This is a genomic window from Agromyces sp. MMS24-K17, assembly GCF_043950245.1.
Classification (GTDB): Bacteria; Actinomycetota; Actinomycetes; order Actinomycetales; family Microbacteriaceae; genus Agromyces.
The window spans coordinates 1495687-1512103 of sequence record NZ_CP171640.1 but is presented as its reverse complement, the minus strand read 5'-3'; the positions used below and the strand labels follow the sequence as shown (position 1 = coordinate 1512103).

Genomic DNA, 16417 nt, shown 5'->3' with positions numbered 1-16417 from the left:
TCCGGGTGAGGTTCGGGAATGCGCCACGCGGGAAGGGTTGAGGCGCGCCGAGCGGGAAGAGCTCAACCGGACAGGGTACGTCGATGCGCTGCGAGGAGGCTGGAAATGTGGACTTCGACCCCCGGATTGGGGTGGCGGTTCGGTTGGATCGCGTGAGGTCGCGCATGCGAGCGTGGAAGCTTCCCGAACTGGAGGAACGCATGGCCATTGCCAATCGGTCGAGCGGCGAGACGACCCGAATCCGCTATGCGGAGCTGACCGACCGCGGCGCCGTCGACGAGGCGATCGCCGAGTTCGATCGGCTCGGCCGGGATGGCTTCCTCCATCGGCACGGTTTCGGTGAGGCCCGTGAGTACTTCCTCGTGACCGACACCGGGCGGTACGACTCGAAGGCGATCTTCGCCGCCGCCTGGCTCAATCAGTTCGGCCGGGCCCTCACGCCAGACGACTTCTCAGGCGGCGTGAGCGGAGCTGCCGGCCACCTCGAGCGACTCGGATACACGATCGAGGTCATCGATACGACGGCGGCGCGCAAGCCACGCCTGGCGAATGCGCCTCGCGCAACCGGCACAGCCGTGGCAGCTCGACAGGAGGCGACCTCGAGACACTGCCCGTCGTGCGGGCTCGCGCTCCCCGTCAGCGGCGCCTGCGACTTCTGCTGATCCTTGATCTGGGCGAATCCCGACGTTGGAACGGCCATGTCGGACGTCACACCTACGCTGCGCAGATGATCACCCCCGAACCACCACCCGACATCGAGTGGATCAACTACGACGAGACCGAAGCCCCGCTCGACGAGGTGCTCCGCATGGGCGGGCGGCGCACGGCGTTCCGCAAGGCTGGTGACATCTCGATCGTCACCGTGTTGGAGATCTCCGCCTTCGATCCAGACCCGGTGTACGAGGTGCGAAGCCACGCGTTCCGTGAGCCGACGGCGGGCGATCGACGTACCGTCAGCCATTCCGCGTCCACGCACGATGACGTGCACGCGGTGCTCGACGCCGTTCGTGCCGCGCACTTCGCCGAGCCCGAGACCTGATCAGGTCAGGGCGCACCACGAACCCGATCGACACATCCCGCGCTCGCAGCGCCACATGGCACGAACACCGGTCATCCCACCTGCGGCCGTCGCTACGCTGAGCGTGGAATCAGACCGGGGAGGGTGGTGAGTTCCATGTACGGGACGAAGCACTGGGACGTCACCGTCGACATCGACGAGGACGAGGAGAAGACCACGGCAGAGGCCAGCGTGCGGTCGCCGGGCAACATCGACGTGACCGGCATCGGCCAGGCCTCGCGCAATCCGCTCGACCCCGACGTGCCCGACATCGGCGATGAGCTCGCGGTGGCGCGGGCGTTGCGAGACCTGTCCGAGCGGCTGCTGCACGCGACCGAGCGGGACATTACGCAGATCAGCGGGAAGCCGGCGCACGTGCATCGGTAGCCGCATCCGGGCCGCTCGGTCCTAAGGCCAGGCACCCATCCCGAGCCTCCGAAGGCTGCCGAAGACTTGCGGCGGCACGGAACACCTGGCGACGCTGGCCGGGGCCGACTCGTCAGCCCAGCGCGACGACGTCGACCCCCAGCCCACGTGCCGCAATGGCAAGCGCGCCGTCGAACGTCGCGAGTCGGGCGTTCTGGGAGAGCGCCACGTCGAGCACGCAGCAGTCAGGCAGCTTCATCCCACTCTCCACCCTGATCCGAGCCAACCGCGCAGCGCTTCCCACCGGCGGCGCCCACTCGCGGATCCCGAGGCTCGCAACAGCGTGCTCGGCCGCCTCGCCGCGGCCGGCGCGCGCCGGAGCGACGAGCACCTCCGCCAGGGTGAGCGAATGCATCGAGAAGTCCTCCGAGACGTGGCGCCGGAAGAACGCGACCGCACGATCGTGATGCGCGTCGTGGGAACTGAACTGCGCGATCACGACGCGCGCGTCCAGCACGATCACTCCGGCCACTCAGCACGCAGGGCAGCCAAGTATCCCGGCTCGTAGACCGCATCGAATGCGCCGGCGGTGAGGTCGACCGCCCGCGAGCGCTCCTGCTCGGCGCCGTGGGCGACCTCGCCCAGCCGATCGGCCGCGACACCGAACAGTCGGTTGACGAGCTCGGGTCGTGGAACACCCGGCCAGACTTGCGCCGCCAGCCGCAGGGCCCGCTCGACATCGGGTGTCTCCGTCACCTGGAATCGTGGGCGGATGGTGGGCATGCGGGGAGTGTACCACCCAGCGAGAGGTGCAACACCGCGCGAGGTCTCTACCTTCTATCGCGCTCGCTCCCTCCCGATGCGCCCTGCAGCGAGGTCACTCAGTTGAACGCGTGCGCCCCTCTGGGTTCATCGCGCCCGCGGCACGATCGCCCTCACCGCTCGGCTCGCGAGCTCGGTCACGAAGACGCAATATCAGGACGGTCGCGGAGAGGCGCTCGACCGTCCACAGCTGTGGAGACACGCCATCCCCCTTCGTCGAGACGCCGCTACCGTCGTCCCGATGCGTTCAGACCCGGCGCTCAGATGGCTCGGAGGGAGTGCGCGAATGTCTCAGCTTGTGCTCGATCCGGCCCGGTTGATCGCCGAAGGCGACGCGCTCTGGGCGATCGGGCACCGCGTCGAGGCATCCGTGCGTTCCTGCGAAGCAGCGCTCGCCGACACCGGCGGGATGGCCGGCGACGAGGACACCGCTCGCGTCTTCGCCCTCGGCGACGGTGGCGAGCCCGGATACGACGGGTCCGCCCGCCAGGTGCTCGGCGGCGCGCTCGAGGTCGTCAATGCCCTGCGATCGATGGATGCCGCACTCGCGAATACCGCCCGGGCGTACGACGGAGCGCAACTGGCTGGCGCGTACCGGGAACCGGCTGCTTCCCGATTCCGGGCCCAGACTCCGTCCCTCGTCCTGACCGATCCGCACCTGCCGTCGGCACTCGGCCCCGGACCGACCACCCCGCTGGGCGAGTTCGGCGAGTTCCTGACGGACGCGCTTGCCGCGATCGGAGTCGTGCTGCCCGACGCGGACCCGGGCAAGATCGATCGAGCCGAAACCGCATGGACCGACCTCGCGTCCGCGCTCCGTCGCGTCCGGGCCGAACTCGACACCAGCCTGCACGCGGCCGTGTCGACTGGCGTGCCGCAGCACGCGCGGATCGCGTCCTGCCGCGACGGCATCGCCCGCCGAATCGACACCGCTGCCGGCGCAGCCGACGGCCTCGCCGGGTATGCCCGTGCCCTCGGCGACGCGGTCGCAAGGGCGTGGGAGGAGATCGGCTGGTTCATCGCGCAGATGGTGGCTGAGATCGCGATCGAGATCGGGGTCGGCGTGCTGCTGAGTTCCGTGACGTTCGGTGCGGGCGCGATCGCGACCATGGCGAAGATCGCGTTCACGGTGGCGCGGTGGGCGATCAAGATCGCGGAGGTCTGCCAGCGTCTGACTGCGGTCATGCGCGCTGCACTCGGGGTCGCACGAATCTCGGCTCGCGGCGCCGCGCACCTTGTCAAGGACTCGATCGCGGCCGGCGTCGCCGGCGTGGCGGCTCAGATCGGGTACAACGAGCTGCGAGCCGCCATCGATCCCGAGTTTGCGCGTCAGGGATTTGGCGACATCCTCGCCGGTGGACTGATCGCGGCCGCAGTTCCCGCCTTTCCGGGCATGCCTGCTTCTGCGGCTGACAGCTTCGTGAGTCCCGGTGCTCGAACAGCCGCGGAGTTCGGTATCGACCCTCGGATCAGCTACCAACGCCAGGGCAGGCATGTGCTGGATGCTCTGGAGTACGACGAAGGCAGCTATTTGCGTTCGCACAAGGATGCACAGCAGGTCCTCGACGAGTTCCATGACGGGACGGCTGAAGTGCTCGGGGTCAAGCCGAACGGGAACGTCGTCATCCGATCTCCCACCGTCACGGGAATCAACGTGAATCCAGGATCGGGATTCGCCAATCAGGAGACGAACGTGTTCTTCATCAAAGGCACCAAATCGGTGAGCGTCGTTCCGGACAACCCAGAATGGAAGCCATGACCCTCCCCTCACCGGACGATCTCGCCCAAGCACCGGCATGGGAGAACTACATCGTCGCCCAATGCGTGCAGGCGATGCTCGGTGCGATACCACGGAACGCACTCGCCATCGCTGCGACTATCGAACGCGCCGACGTCGGCCTGCATTTCCAGATGGCCTCGGTCACCGAAGAGGACCGTGAAGACATCTCCGAGATCGAAAGCGGCCTGCTGAGTCTCGTAGGGTCAGCCGTCAACGTCACCGTTACGACCGAAGTACTCGATCGCCGCGATTCGAGCCGCTTCAACAAGGTGCGGTGGCTCTACCTTCGGCATGTGTAGGCGGGGTGCAAAGAGTGAGCAGTTCATCGCGAATCGATCGGCTGGCATATCTCGGGCAGGGCTACTTCCATCCCGACTACGACCTCGAGGCGGACGAGCCATTCGGAGTCGTCGCGAAGTTCCGGCGGCTGGAGGCGGAAGGAACTACGGCGCAACTGCGATCCGAACTGAGGGAGATCCTCGCGGCCGGTCACTCGGAAGATGAACTCGCGCGGCTCTGGATCGACGTGGCTGATTCCTACTACGATCCCCGCAACGATGGCATCAGCTTGCAGTCATGGTTCGAGAACATGCTCGCCGCGATCTCCTGACCGCGACCTGCGCGCGGCGGCGGCGTGCGAGCCGAAGGCTCATTCAGCGGAAGTGCACCGACCCGTACGACGTGTAGTGGCCGACATCGCAGCGCGCCGACGACACACGTCCGCCGCCCTGGGTCTGCCAGGTGCCGTAGCGCGTGTAGATGGTCGGCCCGTACTGCACGACGGTGCATCCGATCGCGGTGCGGAACTGGGTGCCGGTCGCGTCGGTCGAGCACGTCGACTGATAGCCGTACGAGATCTTGGTCAGGTTGCAGACCTGGGCCGCGCTCGCCGGCGAGCCGGCGGTGAACAGGCTCAGGACGATGGCTCCGACGACCGCGGGCACGAACAACAGCTTCCTCATGGTTCTCCTTCTGTCCGCATCGGGGCGGACGTCCGGTCCATCCTGCCCGATACGGCAAAGGCTCTCCGCATCGCGCAGCGCTCGCAACCGCGACGCCGAACTATCGACGATCGGCTATAGTTACGATCATGACTAGCGCTGGCGAACTCCTGCGCGCTGCCCGCACACGCGCCGGCCTCACTCAGACGGAGTTCGCGCACCGCGCAGGCCTCACCCAGAGCGTGGTGAGCGCGTATGAACGAGGTCGGCGCGAGCCATCCTTCGCCACACTGCAGCGCCTGGTGGGCGCGACCGGTCACGAACTCGCCGTCGAACTCGTACCGATCACCGCCCCGAGCATGCTCGGCCAGGTCCGCGCCAATGGCCCGCGACTCCGCGCCGAACTCGGCGCACTCGGCGCCGTCGATGTGCGCGTGTTCGGCAGCGTCGCCCGCGGTGACGAGACCGACGCGAGCGACGTCGACCTGCTCGTCGAGCTCGGCCCGGACGTCGGTGCCTTCGCGCTGCTGCGCATGCAGAGCACTGCGGAGGAGATCCTCGGGCGGCCGGTCGACGTCGTTCCGAGATCGGGCCTGAAGCCGGACGTCATCGAGAGGGTCCTCGCCGAAGCGGTCCCGGTGTGACCCGCGCGCCTCGCGAACGACTCCTCGACATCGCGGTCGCGTGCGAGGCGATCGCCACCTACATCGAGCGAGCGGATGTCTCGGACGAGATCGTCTTCGACGCCATTCGCATGCGGCTGGTCGAGATCGGCGAGTCCGTGAAGGATCTCGGGGCGGACACGGTGTCGCGTGAGCCAGACATCCCCTGGGCTGAGATCGCCCGCATGCGCGACCTGTTGGCGCACCGCTACTTCGACACGACGCACGCGATCGTGACGACCACCGCTCGGCACGACGTGCCCCGCTTGGCGGACGCGGTCCGGCGACTCCTCGCCGAGGTCGACGAGTCCGATTCCTAGAAGGGCGCTGACTCAGGGCCAAGGACCGGTCGAGAACTCAGTCGAACATCCCGTCGAGAAGCCCCCCGATCACGAGCCCGCCGAGGATGCCACCCATCACGTCCGACCCGCCGCTGCCTCGGCGACCGCCGCCACCCCAGCCCGGGCCGCCGCCCCACGGGTCCTGCGGCCGCGAGGAGTCGATGTCGCGGCGGGCGAGCTGCAGCGCCTCGGCCGCCAGATGCGCAACGCGGCGCGCGATCGCCATGGCCTGCTCGCGGTGGTCCTCGTCGATCACGGTGACGGTCGCGGCCGGCATGCCGAGGAAGTGGTCGAGGTCGACGCGGATGCGCTCGGCCTCAGCGAGGCGGGTGCGGGCGTCGGCGCCGATCCATCCGCGGTGGCCGGCGATGACGTCGCGGGCGACGGCGAGCTGCCGGTCGGCGTCGTCGATGGCGTGGTGCACGTGCTCGATCGACGGGATCGGGCGTGCCGCACGCTCGCGGGCCGTGGCGATCGCGGCATCGAGCCCGGCGTTCGCGTCGCGCAGCCGGCTGAGCTGGGTGAACGGGTCGGTGTTCACGCCGGCCGCCGGCAGGCTCGCGAGCGCGGCCTGCAGCTCGGCGATCGCGGCCACGACGCCGGCCGACTGCGGCTCGTTCCGCGCGACGACGAGGTCGCCGCGGGAGTCCTCGACGATCGCCGCGAGGGTCGACTCGGCGCGCAGCGCCTCGACCTCGAAGGTCTCCACGGCATCGAGCAGGGTCGCGGCGCGACGCACCGATTCGGCGGATGCCTCGAGCGCGAGGTTGGCCTGCTCCCGCTGGCCGGCCTCGCGCCGACGCTCGGCGACGCTCGCGCTGTGCACGGCGAAGCCGAGCAGCTGGTCGGCCTCGGCCGGGTTGGCCTCGACCTGGGCGAGCGCTTCGCGCGCGTAGCGCGCGCCGAGTCGGTCGATCGTGTCGCGGGCGTGCGGGATGCGGGCGCGCAAGCGCTCCACGTCGGCACGGACGCCGGCGATGATCTCGGGAGCACGCCGGGCGCGGGCGATCCGCTCCGCGAGGGCGGAGGTCTGGTCGTCGAGCAGGTCCTCGGCCCAGTCGCAGAGCTGCACGATGCGGGCGTTGCGCGTGCGGAGTTCCTCGGCGGTGTCGGGGATCTCGTCGTAGTTGAGCTGGTTCAGGCGAAACGCCTCGCCCAGGTGGGTGCGCACGGCGGCCAGCGCCGTCCGCAGCTCGGCGGTCGCGTCATCCCCCAGCTCCGCCTCCGCGAAGACGAGCTCGTCGGCCGTGACGCGGACGCGCTCGTCGGCGGCGACCAGGGCCGCACCCGCGCGCTTGGCGAGGTCGGCGTCCTGGGCCGCGAGTTCCTGCTGATCACGCTTGCGCTTGCCCCAGAATCCGGCCATGCCGTCGATCCTATGGCCGCCGCTGGGAGCGCGCTGTGGGGCGACCGGATGCTTCGAAGCTGCGTCGATCGAATGGGCGATCGCCCGCGACCCCGGCTGGGTCGCGGGCGATCAGTGAGCGCTACTCGGGCGCGATCAGTAGCCGACCGCAGCGAGGCCGGCTTCGGCCTGCTCGGGGGTGAACTGTCCGCCGTACGTGCTCGTCAGCTGGTCGAACAGTTCCTCGCGGCTCATGGGCATGACGTCGAGGTACTGCTTCGCCTGCTCGGCGGCCTCGGCGTTCCAGTCGGGAGCGAGGTAGTCCACCGCGTAGGTGGCGACGTCGACGGGGTACTGGGATCCGTACTCGCTGGAGAGCTGGTCGATGAGCCCCTGACGGGAGAAGCCCATGAGGTTGAGGTAGTTCTGCGCCTCGCGAACCGCCTGCTCGTGCTGCATCGACGGGTGCGCCGGGGCGGGCGCGGTGGCGATGAGGGTGATGGTGGAGCCCTTCGGGAGGCTGATGGCCGCAGCCGGATCGGTGGAGCCGATCACCCAGTCGTCGCCGGCATCGGCGGGGCTCGTCACGATCTCGTAGTCGAGGAGTTCGAGCGCCTGGCGCGCCTCGCCGACGGTCTTCCCGGTCCAGTCGCCGAAGAGCATGTCCTCGGGTACCGCCTCGGCAGCCGGGGCCTCGACCTTGGCAGCCTGCTCGGCTGCGGGTGCGCCGCTCTCGCCGCTCGCCCCGTTCACACCGGTCGCAATGGCGCTGATGAGGATGACGCCGCCCACCGCGGCGGCGGGGATGATGAACGCCTTCCGCTTCCAGATCGGGCGCTTCGCGGCGGGGGCCGGGGTGGGCTCCCAGGTCATCGACCCGTCGGGGTGCTGGATGAGCGTGTGTCCGTTGACGGTGTCGCCGGGCTGGTACTGCTGGGTGTCGGTCATGACGTGCTTCCTTCCGGGTATGGGTGAGGAGTGGGAACCGACCGGGCGTGCCAAACGCACGCCGAGCGGGTCGGCGAGAATCGCCCAGCTCGACACAACAGAAGAAGGAGCAGGGTGGTCACCTCGAACAGGTGAACCTTTCAACGTAGGGGAATCCCGCTGGAAGGTGGCTGGATGTTCGCTGGGCTCTTTCTGCATGCGACGCGTTCTGCAGCCTGCACGCGGGATGCCAGCAAGCGTGGGCAACGTCGGGCGCCATGGCGGATTCGCACGAGCGTCTCCCCGCGAGCGCGACCCGTGCGCCAGCATTGGATCCATGACCGACGCCACCGAAGCATCCGCCTGGCTGCCCGACGACTTCGAGCATCCGACGCGAGTCGAACTCGCGCCCGGCTACCACCTGCGGCCGATCCGCGCCGACGACGTCGAGCTCGACTACCCGGCGGTGATGGGTTCGCGCGAGCGACTGTGGGGGATCTACGGCGACGCGTGGGGCTGGCCGCCCGAGACGATGACGTTCGAGGCCGACCGCGAGGACCTCGCGATGCACGAGCGCGAGATCGCCGAGCACCTCACGTTCAACTACGCGATCCTCGACGACGACGAGACCCGGCTCGTGGGCTGCATCTACATCGACCCGCACGACGAGGCCGACGCCGAGTCGTCGTGGTGGGTCGTCGACGACCTCGTCGGGTCGGAAGTCGAGCGCGCGCTCGACGCGTTCGTGCCGGGCTGGCTGCGCGAGACGTGGGGGTTCGGGAAGGTCGAGTTTCCGTTCAACGCGGTGAGCTGAGCACGTGCGGACAACGGCTCAGCCGACCGCGATCACGAGCAGCTGCTCCAGATCACGCTCCAGGAAGTACCCGAGCCGGCGCTCCTCCGGACACCGGGCGTAGATCAGCACGCCCTCACCCAGTTCGGGAAAGGCCTGCGCGATCACCGCATGATGGGCACCGTCGAACGTGAACTGGTACGCCGGCGCGCTGTGCATATTCAGGTCAGGCGCGCCGGTCGTCGACACGGCGACGAAGCTCACGTCGTCGATCCCCTCCAGCCGGTGCCCGACCGCCCACTCGATCATCCGGACGCTCTGCGTCGTCTCGTTCCTGGCTCGGTCGGATGTCTCGAGCGCCCCCGTGCGGTACCAGACCTGGCATCCATCGGAATCTTCGAATCCGACACTGCCGGCCCGTTGCTCGCTCGCGGGCTTCCAGTCGGGGTCGTCGCTGAATCCTTCGATGACGGTGAGCGCGACCTCGCCGTTCGGCTCGGCCGCCGCGAACATTCCCGACGGGTTCGCCCCCGTGATCCAACGCATAGCTGCGAGGTGCGGGAGGAACTGCATCGCGACGATGCAGAACGTCAGAAGTAGCACCGTCGCGACGGCGATGACGACGGCGACGAGAATGGCCGCCCGCCGGTCGTCGCGCTGCACCTCGGAGCGCGCCGACGGCGCCTCAGTCTCTGCATCGAACGTCAATCTTCGACCCTCTTCCTCATGAATCCGCATCGCGCGAACGTTCCGACGGTAGGAGCCGAGCTCGCGGTCAGGGCCTCGATGCACGACTTGGTGAACTCGAGATGCGACATCCCCGGCTTGTGGAGGAGGAGTCGAGCCGGTGTCTCATCGTCGCGGTCGAGCGGATGCACGTCGACCAAGTCGTCGATCGGCTTGGGCAGCGCTCCGCGGAATCATTTCGGCTGATGTGGAATGCCGATTCCGCCTCAGCGATCGGGCGATGAGGCGGAACCGGCATACCGCTGAGCGGAATACGTGCTCAGTCGCCCAGGTCGCGACGCGTCCAGCGGCGCTTGCGGCCCAGCTTGCGGCTCACCGCCCAGGGCGCGCGGGCGGAGTCGCCCATTCCGCGGTGCTTGTGCGGCTTGCAGAGCTGACAGCCCTTGTAACGACGGTGCGGCGAATGCGCCATCGTGTCTCCTTCCCGGAACCAGCTCCCGCCCGGGCGGGCGGGGTGGGAGTCCGGTTCGGAGGAAGGCCATGTCGGCATCGTACGTGCGGCGGCGTATCAGCCGCACCGCGCATGCAGACTGCATGCATCGCAGCTAGACTGCCGACATGCCCGTCACCATCACCGTGCGCGCCGTTCCCGACGAGGTCCGCGATGAGCTCGCGGCGCGGGCCGCCCGCGCCGGCCAGTCGCTGCAGGAATTCCTGAGCGCCGAGCTCGCCGCGATCGCCTCGCGACCGAGCCCGCTCGAGGCGATACTCCAAGCGCGGCGCGATGCTCGTCACTACCCGGCGATCGGGCCGGTCGATGTCATCGCCGACCTCGACGCCGACCGCCGGTGAGTCGGTGAGCGCCCAGCCCGAGCCACGGGTCGTGCTCGACGCATCCGCCGCCGTTACGCTGCTCATCGACCCGAGCACCGCGGGAGAGCGCGTCGCCGCGCGTCTCCACGGCGCGATCGTGCTCGCCCCGACCCTGCTGCACTTCGAGGTCGCGAACATACTCCGCAGGCGCCGCAACGCCGGCCTCCTGTCGGATGCCGAGGCGAGCCTCGCCCACGCGCGCCTGCTCGACCTGCCGATCGACCTCTGGCCCTGGGAGGCGATCGCACATCGCGCCTGGCGCCTCGGCACGAACCTGTCGAGCTACGACGCCGCCTACGTCGCCCTCGCCGAGCAGGTCGGGGCCACCCTCCTCACCCGGGACGCGCGGATCGCCGCCGCGCCCGGCACCGCGTGCGAGATCGTCGTGATCTGACCTGCCTGGGGCAGGCCGTGCGCCCCGCGTTCGGGGACTCGCTGGCCGCGATTCCTCCTGCGAGCATCGGTGCACCCGCTGATCAACGCCGACCCGAAGGCATCCGTTGACCGACCCCGCATCGCCCAATCGCTCGGCCACCGCCGGCCCGCGACATCCGTCATCGCCGAGTGCCTGCGCGTGCAGGCCGCCGTGCCGCCGAACACCGCCGCCCAGCGGTTCTTCGGGGTCTCACCGCTCGGGCGCGAGGCCGAGCCCTGGTACGTCGGCGCGCTCGGCGAACTCGAGGTCGCGCGGCGGCTCGAAGGGCTCGGACCAGGGTGGTACGTCCTGCATTCCGTGCCCATCGGCGCCGGGTCGAGCGACCTCGACCACGTCGTGATCGGTCCGGCCGGTGTCTTCACCGTCAACACGAAGCACCACCGCGGCCAGAACGTGTGGGTCGGCGCCAAGCGCATCCTCGTGAACGGCCAACGCACGGACCACCTGCGGAACGCGAAGTACGAGGCGAGCCGCACGTCGAAGCTGCTCTCGGTCGCCGCGCGCATGCTCGTCGACGTGACGCCGATCATCGCGGTCGTCGGATCGCGACGCATGACGATCCGCGAGCGCCCGTACGACGTCGTCGTGCTGCGCGAGTTCGAGCTGGTCGCGTGGCTGCAACAGCAGCCGATCACCCTGACCACCGAGCAGGTGCAGCGCATCGCCGCGCTCGCCACCCAGCCGGCGTCGTGGAAGCGGATGCCCGAGGCCGACGCCGTGGACCACGCCGCGTTCGACCGCCTGCGGCGCGACATCGCGACGGCGCAACGGCGGCGCACGGGTTGGACGGTCGCGATCGTGCTCACGGCGCCGTTCGCCTTCATCACCGCCTGGTCGGTCACGGTGGGCGCGCTGCTCGTGCGCTGAGGAGGGACGAGGCCCGCGCCTCACACCACCGGCGCACCCCGCCGCACCGCGGCGAGGTCCTCGCGCGCCCGGCGCAACGCCTCGGTCGCGAGGAGCACGACGCGGTCGGCCATCTCGATCGCGCGCGCCCGGCTGCCGTCGTCGATCGCGGCGATCGTCGTCGACCCGCCGATGGCACCGCTGCCGAGGGAGTGGCCGAGTTCGACGCGGATGCGCTCGGATTCAGCCAGCCGGGTGAGGGCTTCGGGGCCAATCCGGCCGGCGTGGCCGGCGATGAGGTCGCGGGCGACGTCGAGCTGGCGGTCGGCGCGGATGATCGCCTCGTGCAGGTGCAACCGCGGCGGAACGGCATCCGGCGTCTGATCGCGGGCGGTGGCGTGGGCCGCGACGATCGAGGCATCCAGTGCCGCGTTCGCGTCGCGGAGCCTGTCGAGGTGGGCGAACGGGTCGGTGATGACGCCGACGGGAGGAAGCGCATCGAGCGCGGCCTGCAGGTCGGCGATCGCGTTCACGAACGGCCGCGGGCCGGGCTCCGCGAGCGCGACGGCGAGGTGCCGGCGGGACTCCTCGACGACCGCCGCCAGCTGCGACTCCGCCCGGATCGCCTCGACCTCGAAGGCCTCCACGGCTTCGAGCAGCGCGGCCGCGCGGCGCACGGCATCGACGGATGCCTCGAGCGCGAGGTTGCCCTGCTCGCGATGCCCCTCGTCGCGGCGACGTTCGGCCACGGCGACGCCGTGCTCGGCGAAGCCGAGCAGCTGCTCCGCGTGGGCGGGGTTGGCCTCGACCGGGGCGAGCGCGGTCCGCGCGTAGCGCGCCGAGAGTCGGTCGATGACCGTACGCGCCCGAAAAACGCGCGGACGGAGCCGCTCGATGGCGACGCGCACGCCCACGAGCTCCTCCGGGGCGCGTCGGGTCCGCGCGACACCGTCGGCGAGCGCGGCGGCGACCTCGTCGAGCACGGCATCGGCCTGCGCGCACAGCTCCAGGATGCGCGCGGTGCGCGTCGCCACGTCGGCGGAAGCGCCGGGCGTCGGGCCGTGGTTGGCGCGGTTCAGTCGGAACGCCTCGCCCAGCATCCCGCGGGCCGCGATGAGCGCCTGGGTTGCCGGCGCGATCGCGTCCGGTCCGAGCTCCGCCTCGGCGAACGCGAGTTCCTCGGCGTCGCGGCGGAGGCGTTCGTCGAGGGCGACCAGCGCCGATCCGACCCGCGTCGCCGAGTCGGCACCGTGGGCCTCGAGTTCCTCTGCGGCGCGACGGCGCCCGACCCTGAACCCGGCCATGCTCCATCGTACGTTCGTCGCTCCAGGTTCGACACGACGGGTTCGAACACGACGGGTTCCACATGACGGGTTCGGCTCAGTCCGACTTCGCCCCCACCGCAGACCCGTCGACGCAGACGACGCCCTCAGGTCGGCGATCGCCGTGAGCCCGGGCTCGCTGCGCTCCTCGACGACCCTGCCACCCGCGGCGAGCGCGGCGGCGATGCGCTCCTCGGCCGCCTCGGGCGCCACGTAGATGCCCGGCGCCCGGCCATGCTCCGTCGTGAGTTCGCCGCTGCGGGTTCGCCATGACGAGTGTTCCCCGCTCCTGGGGCGGCGACCTCAGTGTTCCGTCTCGCGCCGCTTCGTCGCGTCGCTGGGTCCGCTGCCGTGCCAGTGCTCGGCGTTGGCGTCCTTCCAGCGCTTCGCCCGGTCCTCGGCTTCGGTCGCCGGTTCGGCTTCCTCGCCGGTGACCGCGCCATCGTCGAGCGTGCCGCCCTCCGTCTCCCAGCGCTCGTCCGCGGGGGCACCCTCCGGGTGGTTGCGTTTCGACATCGGGCACCCTCCGCTTCAGCTACTCGTACAGCGACCTGCGGGGCCGGAAGTCGATCCGTGCCACGGCGGCGAGTACCGCAGCGGCGCGGCTCGCCTCCGCGCGCACCTGCTCCGCAGCGGTCGCGTCGCGACTCACCTTCTCGGCTGCGGCCTGGTCGCCGATGTCCTCGAGGATCCGGCCAATCAGCGTCGCCAGCCCGGCGGCGAGCTCGTCGAGGTTCGTGTGCTCGACGATGAGCCGGCGGTCGGCCACGCGCAGTTCGACCGCGCCGTACCCCGCATCGGCGAGCCGAGCCGCGACCTCCGGGTGCTTGAGCAGGTCGAGTTCGCGGGGACTCGGGCGCCGCGTGAAGACCACGGACACGTCGTACCGGCTCGGCGCTTCGGGTGAGCCGAGTTCAGCGGGAAGCTCGTTGACGAGGATGTGCGTGACGCCGAACTCCTCGCCGGCCGACTCGATCATGATGTGCTCGCTTCCCGGGTCGAAGCGTTCGAAGCGTTCGAAGCGTTCGAAGCGTTCGAAGCGCGTGCGCTGTCGACCCAACGGGTCGCGCTCGACGGGTTGTCGTCGAAGTGCGCCCAGAACGCGTCGTCGCGAGCCTGCGACGCTGCCTCCGCCCGAATCGCATCGTCGTGCGCGGGATCGGGCTGGTTGAGAACAGTGTTCATTTCCAGAGTATGCGCTCCGCAGATGTGAGCACTCACAGCTTCATCCGCATTGTCCACCACCCTCGGCCCGAGTTGTCAAGGGCCGCGCGCGGCGCTCGGCGCCGGTCCTAGCATGCACGCACGTGGAATCGGATTCCGCGTCACACCGCCGCCGCTTCACCGAGCCCGGTGCGTGGGTCGTAGAGAGGTGGTCGCCATGCCCTCCGAGATCTCCGCCATCCGGCGGACGCATCCCCGGTCGGGAGCCCCGCCGCAGGGCTCCGCCAGCGCGTTCACCGACCTCGCCCGCATCGTCAAGGATGCCGGGTTGATGCGGCGGCGCTACGGCTACTACTGGACGAAGCTGGTGAGCGTGCCGCTCGCCTACGTCGCGGCGGTCGCGCTGTTCATCTGGATCGGCGACACCTGGTGGCAGATGTTCACCGCCGTCGGCTTCGCCGTGCTCTTCACGCAGACCGCGTTCCTCGGCCACGACGCCGCGCACCGGCAGATCTTCCGGTCGGGCAAGTGGAACGACTGGATCAGCCTGATCCTGGGCGGCTTCGTCGGCATGAGCTACGGCTGGTGGCAGCACAAGCACACCCGGCATCACGCGAACCCGAACCAGATCGGCACCGACCCCGACATCGACCTGCCCGTGGTCGCCTTCACGCCCGAACAGGCCGAACGTGAGCGCGCGGCGTTCTTCCGATGGCTCATCGGACACCAGGGCACCTTCTTCTTCCCGATCCTCCTGCTCGAGGGGCTCTCCCTGCACGTGTCGAGCGTGCACCGGGTGTTCGCCAAGGAACCGCTCCCGCATCGCCCGGTGGAGATCACCTTCCTCGCGGCGCGCATCATCGGCTTCCTCACGCTCGTCCTGCTGGTGCTCTCACCAGGTCGGGCTGCCGTGTTCCTCGCGATCCAGCTCGGCCTGTTCGGGTTCTACATGGGGATGGCCTTCGCTCCGAACCACAAGGGGATGCCCCTGGTGCCGCACGGCACGAAGCTGGACTTCCTCCGCCGGCAGGTCCTCATGAGCCGGGACATCCGCGGCGGCCGCCTCCTCGACATCGCCATGGGCGGCCTCAACTACCAGATCGAGCACCACCTCTTCCCGTCGATGCCGCGCCCGCACCTGCGCCGCGCGGCACCGATCATCCGTTCGTACTGCACGGGACACGGCGTGCCCTACACGCAGACCACGCTGGTGCACTCGTATGCGATCGTGTACCGCTACATCAATCGCGTCGGCCTCGGCGAGCGCGACCCGTTCGAGTGCCCGCTCCTCGCGCAGCGCGCGAGCATCTAGGACCGCGGCTTCGCGGCCGACAGGTCGACGCACACCACGCCCTCGTTGCCATCCTGGTCGGCGATCACCGTGAGCCCGGGCTCGCTGCGGTCCTCGACGACGGTGCCGCCCGCGGCGAGCGCGGCCGCGATGCGCTCCTCGGCCGCCTCGGGCGCCACGTACACCTCGAGGTGGAACCGCTGGCGCGGGGCATCCGCATCGCTGTGCTCATCGCGATCGCCGAACCACAGGTTCGGCACCCGCACCGTGGCATCCCGGATCTCGTCGCTCGGCGACCCGCGCCCCTGCGAGTCGGCGCTGCCGGTGAGGAGCGCCGCCCACACCGGCGCGATCTTGGCCGAGCGACCCGTGTCGAGCCCGAGCTCGATCTCGCTGACCGAGGCGGGGTCGGCGGCGAGCCCGTGATCGGCGGCGATCGCGGTGATCCGCCGCGCCAGGTCGATGTCCTGCTGGGTCACCCACTCGACGATGTACTCGGTGCCGTCGTCGTCGCGGTACACGGCGTCGATGCTGACCAGCTCGAGGTCGACGTGCTCGGCGCCGATCGACACGCGCGGGTGGTGGCCGGCGGCATCCCCCGCCTCGCCGATCGCCGCGACGAAGCGGGCGGCCGCGGCGAAGTCGTCGACCAGGTACCGGGCATGCAACCCCTGGGCGAGCTTGCGCCACTCGGCCAGCCCGGCCGCGCCGATCTCCTTGCTCTTGACCATGTCCATGGGGGGAGTCAACTCCGGTTCGGCCGA

At 69.8% G+C, this 16417-nt stretch carries 24 protein-coding genes; 13 read left to right on the top strand and 11 right to left on the bottom strand.

What is annotated here, in order from left to right:
- The first annotated feature begins 107 nt into the window (after positions 1 to 107).
- The 3 genes from ACGGZK_RS06820 to ACGGZK_RS06810 all read left to right on the top strand — a co-directional run bounded on the left by ACGGZK_RS06820 (position 108) and on the right by ACGGZK_RS06810 (position 1444).
- Positions 108 to 662: a hypothetical protein gene (locus ACGGZK_RS06820; RefSeq protein ID WP_395245519.1), complete on the top strand. Its 555-nt coding sequence runs from the start codon at positions 108 to 110 to the stop codon at positions 660 to 662.
- A gap of 65 nt (positions 663 to 727) precedes the next feature.
- Positions 728 to 1039 (top strand): hypothetical protein, encoded by a 312-nt coding sequence (locus ACGGZK_RS06815; RefSeq protein WP_395245518.1) that lies wholly within the window; start codon positions 728 to 730, stop codon positions 1037 to 1039.
- Positions 1040 to 1174: 135 nt separating this feature from the next.
- Positions 1175 to 1444 carry a DUF1876 domain-containing protein gene (locus tag ACGGZK_RS06810; RefSeq protein WP_395245517.1) on the top strand — a complete coding sequence of 90 codons (270 nt, stop codon included), beginning with the start codon at positions 1175 to 1177 and terminating at the stop codon, positions 1442 to 1444.
- Positions 1445 to 1556: 112 nt separating this feature from the next.
- Here ACGGZK_RS06810 and ACGGZK_RS06805 read toward each other — a convergent pair whose 3' ends face one another.
- Both ACGGZK_RS06805 and ACGGZK_RS06800 read right to left on the bottom strand, forming a co-directional pair.
- The gene (locus tag ACGGZK_RS06805) at positions 1557 to 1946 is read right to left on the bottom strand and encodes a type II toxin-antitoxin system VapC family toxin (protein ID WP_395245516.1); all 390 of its coding nucleotides are present in this window, start codon (positions 1944 to 1946) and stop codon (positions 1557 to 1559) included.
- Positions 1943 to 2206, bottom strand: a complete 264-nt coding sequence (locus ACGGZK_RS06800; RefSeq protein WP_395245515.1) for a hypothetical protein — start codon at positions 2204 to 2206, stop codon at positions 1943 to 1945. Before ACGGZK_RS06800 ends, ACGGZK_RS06805 begins: the two co-directional genes overlap by 4 nt.
- A gap of 325 nt (positions 2207 to 2531) precedes the next feature.
- Here ACGGZK_RS06800 and ACGGZK_RS06795 point away from each other — a divergent pair, with 325 nt between their 5' ends.
- Genes ACGGZK_RS06795 through ACGGZK_RS06785 form a run of 3 tightly spaced genes read left to right on the top strand, consistent with a single transcriptional unit; the run spans position 2532 to position 4635 of the window.
- Positions 2532 to 4004 carry a polymorphic toxin type 50 domain-containing protein gene (locus ACGGZK_RS06795; RefSeq protein ID WP_395245514.1) on the top strand — a complete coding sequence of 491 codons (1473 nt, stop codon included), beginning with the start codon at positions 2532 to 2534 and terminating at the stop codon, positions 4002 to 4004.
- Entirely contained in the window at positions 4001 to 4324 is a 324-nt protein-coding gene (locus tag ACGGZK_RS06790; RefSeq protein ID WP_395245513.1) for a hypothetical protein, read from the top strand. Before ACGGZK_RS06795 ends, ACGGZK_RS06790 begins: the two co-directional genes overlap by 4 nt.
- Before the next feature lie 14 nt (positions 4325 to 4338).
- Positions 4339 to 4635, top strand: coding sequence for a contact-dependent growth inhibition system immunity protein (locus ACGGZK_RS06785; RefSeq protein ID WP_395245512.1), 297 nt, complete (start codon positions 4339 to 4341; stop codon positions 4633 to 4635).
- Positions 4636 to 4678: 43 nt separating this feature from the next.
- Here the strand turns inward: ACGGZK_RS06785 and ACGGZK_RS06780 are convergent, their stop codons facing one another.
- Complete coding sequence (locus ACGGZK_RS06780) at positions 4679 to 4987, bottom strand: hypothetical protein (protein WP_395245511.1); 309 nt, start codon at positions 4985 to 4987, stop codon at positions 4679 to 4681.
- 128 nt (positions 4988 to 5115) lie between these two features.
- Between ACGGZK_RS06780 and ACGGZK_RS06775 the strand changes: the two genes are divergently transcribed.
- Together ACGGZK_RS06775 and ACGGZK_RS06770 are read left to right on the top strand one after the other, a co-directional pair.
- A complete protein-coding gene (locus ACGGZK_RS06775; RefSeq protein ID WP_395245510.1) occupies positions 5116 to 5610 on the top strand; it encodes a helix-turn-helix domain-containing protein in 495 nt (164 codons plus the stop codon).
- Positions 5607 to 5948 (top strand): DUF86 domain-containing protein, encoded by a 342-nt coding sequence (locus ACGGZK_RS06770; protein WP_395245509.1) that lies wholly within the window; start codon positions 5607 to 5609, stop codon positions 5946 to 5948. The genes ACGGZK_RS06775 and ACGGZK_RS06770 overlap by 4 nt, the downstream gene beginning before the upstream one ends.
- A 37-nt stretch (positions 5949 to 5985) precedes the next feature.
- Here ACGGZK_RS06770 and ACGGZK_RS06765 read toward each other — a convergent pair whose 3' ends face one another.
- Positions 5986 to 7335, bottom strand: a complete 1350-nt coding sequence (locus tag ACGGZK_RS06765; RefSeq protein WP_395245508.1) for a hypothetical protein — start codon at positions 7333 to 7335, stop codon at positions 5986 to 5988.
- Positions 7336 to 7470: 135 nt separating this feature from the next.
- Positions 7471 to 8262: an Ltp family lipoprotein gene (locus ACGGZK_RS06760; protein ID WP_395245507.1), complete on the bottom strand. Its 792-nt coding sequence runs from the start codon at positions 8260 to 8262 to the stop codon at positions 7471 to 7473.
- Positions 8263 to 8578: 316 nt separating this feature from the next.
- On the opposite strand from ACGGZK_RS06760, the gene ACGGZK_RS06755 reads away from it, so the two are divergent.
- The gene (locus ACGGZK_RS06755; RefSeq protein WP_395245506.1) at positions 8579 to 9055 is read left to right on the top strand and encodes a GNAT family N-acetyltransferase; all 477 of its coding nucleotides are present in this window, start codon (positions 8579 to 8581) and stop codon (positions 9053 to 9055) included.
- A gap of 18 nt (positions 9056 to 9073) precedes the next feature.
- On the opposite strand, the gene ACGGZK_RS06750 is transcribed toward ACGGZK_RS06755, so the two are convergent.
- Entirely contained in the window at positions 9074 to 9742 is a 669-nt protein-coding gene (locus ACGGZK_RS06750; protein ID WP_395245505.1) for a hypothetical protein, read from the bottom strand.
- 597 nt (positions 9743 to 10339) lie between these two features.
- Between ACGGZK_RS06750 and ACGGZK_RS06745 the strand changes: the two genes are divergently transcribed.
- From ACGGZK_RS06745 to ACGGZK_RS06735, 3 genes are all read left to right on the top strand, one after another.
- Positions 10340 to 10573 (top strand): FitA-like ribbon-helix-helix domain-containing protein, encoded by a 234-nt coding sequence (locus ACGGZK_RS06745; RefSeq protein WP_395245504.1) that lies wholly within the window; start codon positions 10340 to 10342, stop codon positions 10571 to 10573.
- On the top strand, positions 10539 to 10988 hold the full coding sequence (locus tag ACGGZK_RS06740; RefSeq protein ID WP_395245503.1) for a type II toxin-antitoxin system VapC family toxin: 450 nt from the start codon (positions 10539 to 10541) through the stop codon (positions 10986 to 10988). Before ACGGZK_RS06745 ends, ACGGZK_RS06740 begins: the two co-directional genes overlap by 35 nt.
- A gap of 69 nt (positions 10989 to 11057) precedes the next feature.
- Complete coding sequence (locus tag ACGGZK_RS06735) at positions 11058 to 11897, top strand: nuclease-related domain-containing protein (RefSeq protein ID WP_395245502.1); 840 nt, start codon at positions 11058 to 11060, stop codon at positions 11895 to 11897.
- Between the two features lie 20 nt (positions 11898 to 11917).
- On the opposite strand, the gene ACGGZK_RS06730 is transcribed toward ACGGZK_RS06735, so the two are convergent.
- The 4 genes from ACGGZK_RS06730 to ACGGZK_RS06715 form a co-directional block, all read right to left on the bottom strand.
- Positions 11918 to 13180, bottom strand: coding sequence for a hypothetical protein (locus tag ACGGZK_RS06730; RefSeq protein WP_395245501.1), 1263 nt, complete (start codon positions 13178 to 13180; stop codon positions 11918 to 11920).
- A gap of 321 nt (positions 13181 to 13501) precedes the next feature.
- Complete coding sequence (locus tag ACGGZK_RS06725) at positions 13502 to 13714, bottom strand: hypothetical protein (protein ID WP_395245500.1); 213 nt, start codon at positions 13712 to 13714, stop codon at positions 13502 to 13504.
- 19 nt (positions 13715 to 13733) lie between these two features.
- Complete coding sequence (locus ACGGZK_RS06720) at positions 13734 to 14177, bottom strand: hypothetical protein (RefSeq protein WP_395245499.1); 444 nt, start codon at positions 14175 to 14177, stop codon at positions 13734 to 13736.
- Positions 14174 to 14383: a hypothetical protein gene (locus ACGGZK_RS06715; RefSeq protein ID WP_395245498.1), complete on the bottom strand. Its 210-nt coding sequence runs from the start codon at positions 14381 to 14383 to the stop codon at positions 14174 to 14176. Before ACGGZK_RS06715 ends, ACGGZK_RS06720 begins: the two co-directional genes overlap by 4 nt.
- Positions 14384 to 14579: 196 nt before the next feature.
- Between ACGGZK_RS06715 and ACGGZK_RS06710 the strand changes: the two genes are divergently transcribed.
- Positions 14580 to 15674: a fatty acid desaturase family protein gene (locus ACGGZK_RS06710; protein ID WP_395245497.1), complete on the top strand. Its 1095-nt coding sequence runs from the start codon at positions 14580 to 14582 to the stop codon at positions 15672 to 15674.
- On the opposite strand, the gene ACGGZK_RS06705 is transcribed toward ACGGZK_RS06710, so the two are convergent.
- Positions 15671 to 16390: a 4a-hydroxytetrahydrobiopterin dehydratase gene (locus ACGGZK_RS06705; RefSeq protein WP_395245496.1), complete on the bottom strand. Its 720-nt coding sequence runs from the start codon at positions 16388 to 16390 to the stop codon at positions 15671 to 15673. The two genes, ACGGZK_RS06710 and ACGGZK_RS06705, sit on opposite strands and share 4 nt — an antisense overlap.
- Positions 16391 to 16417: the final 27 nt, after the last annotated feature.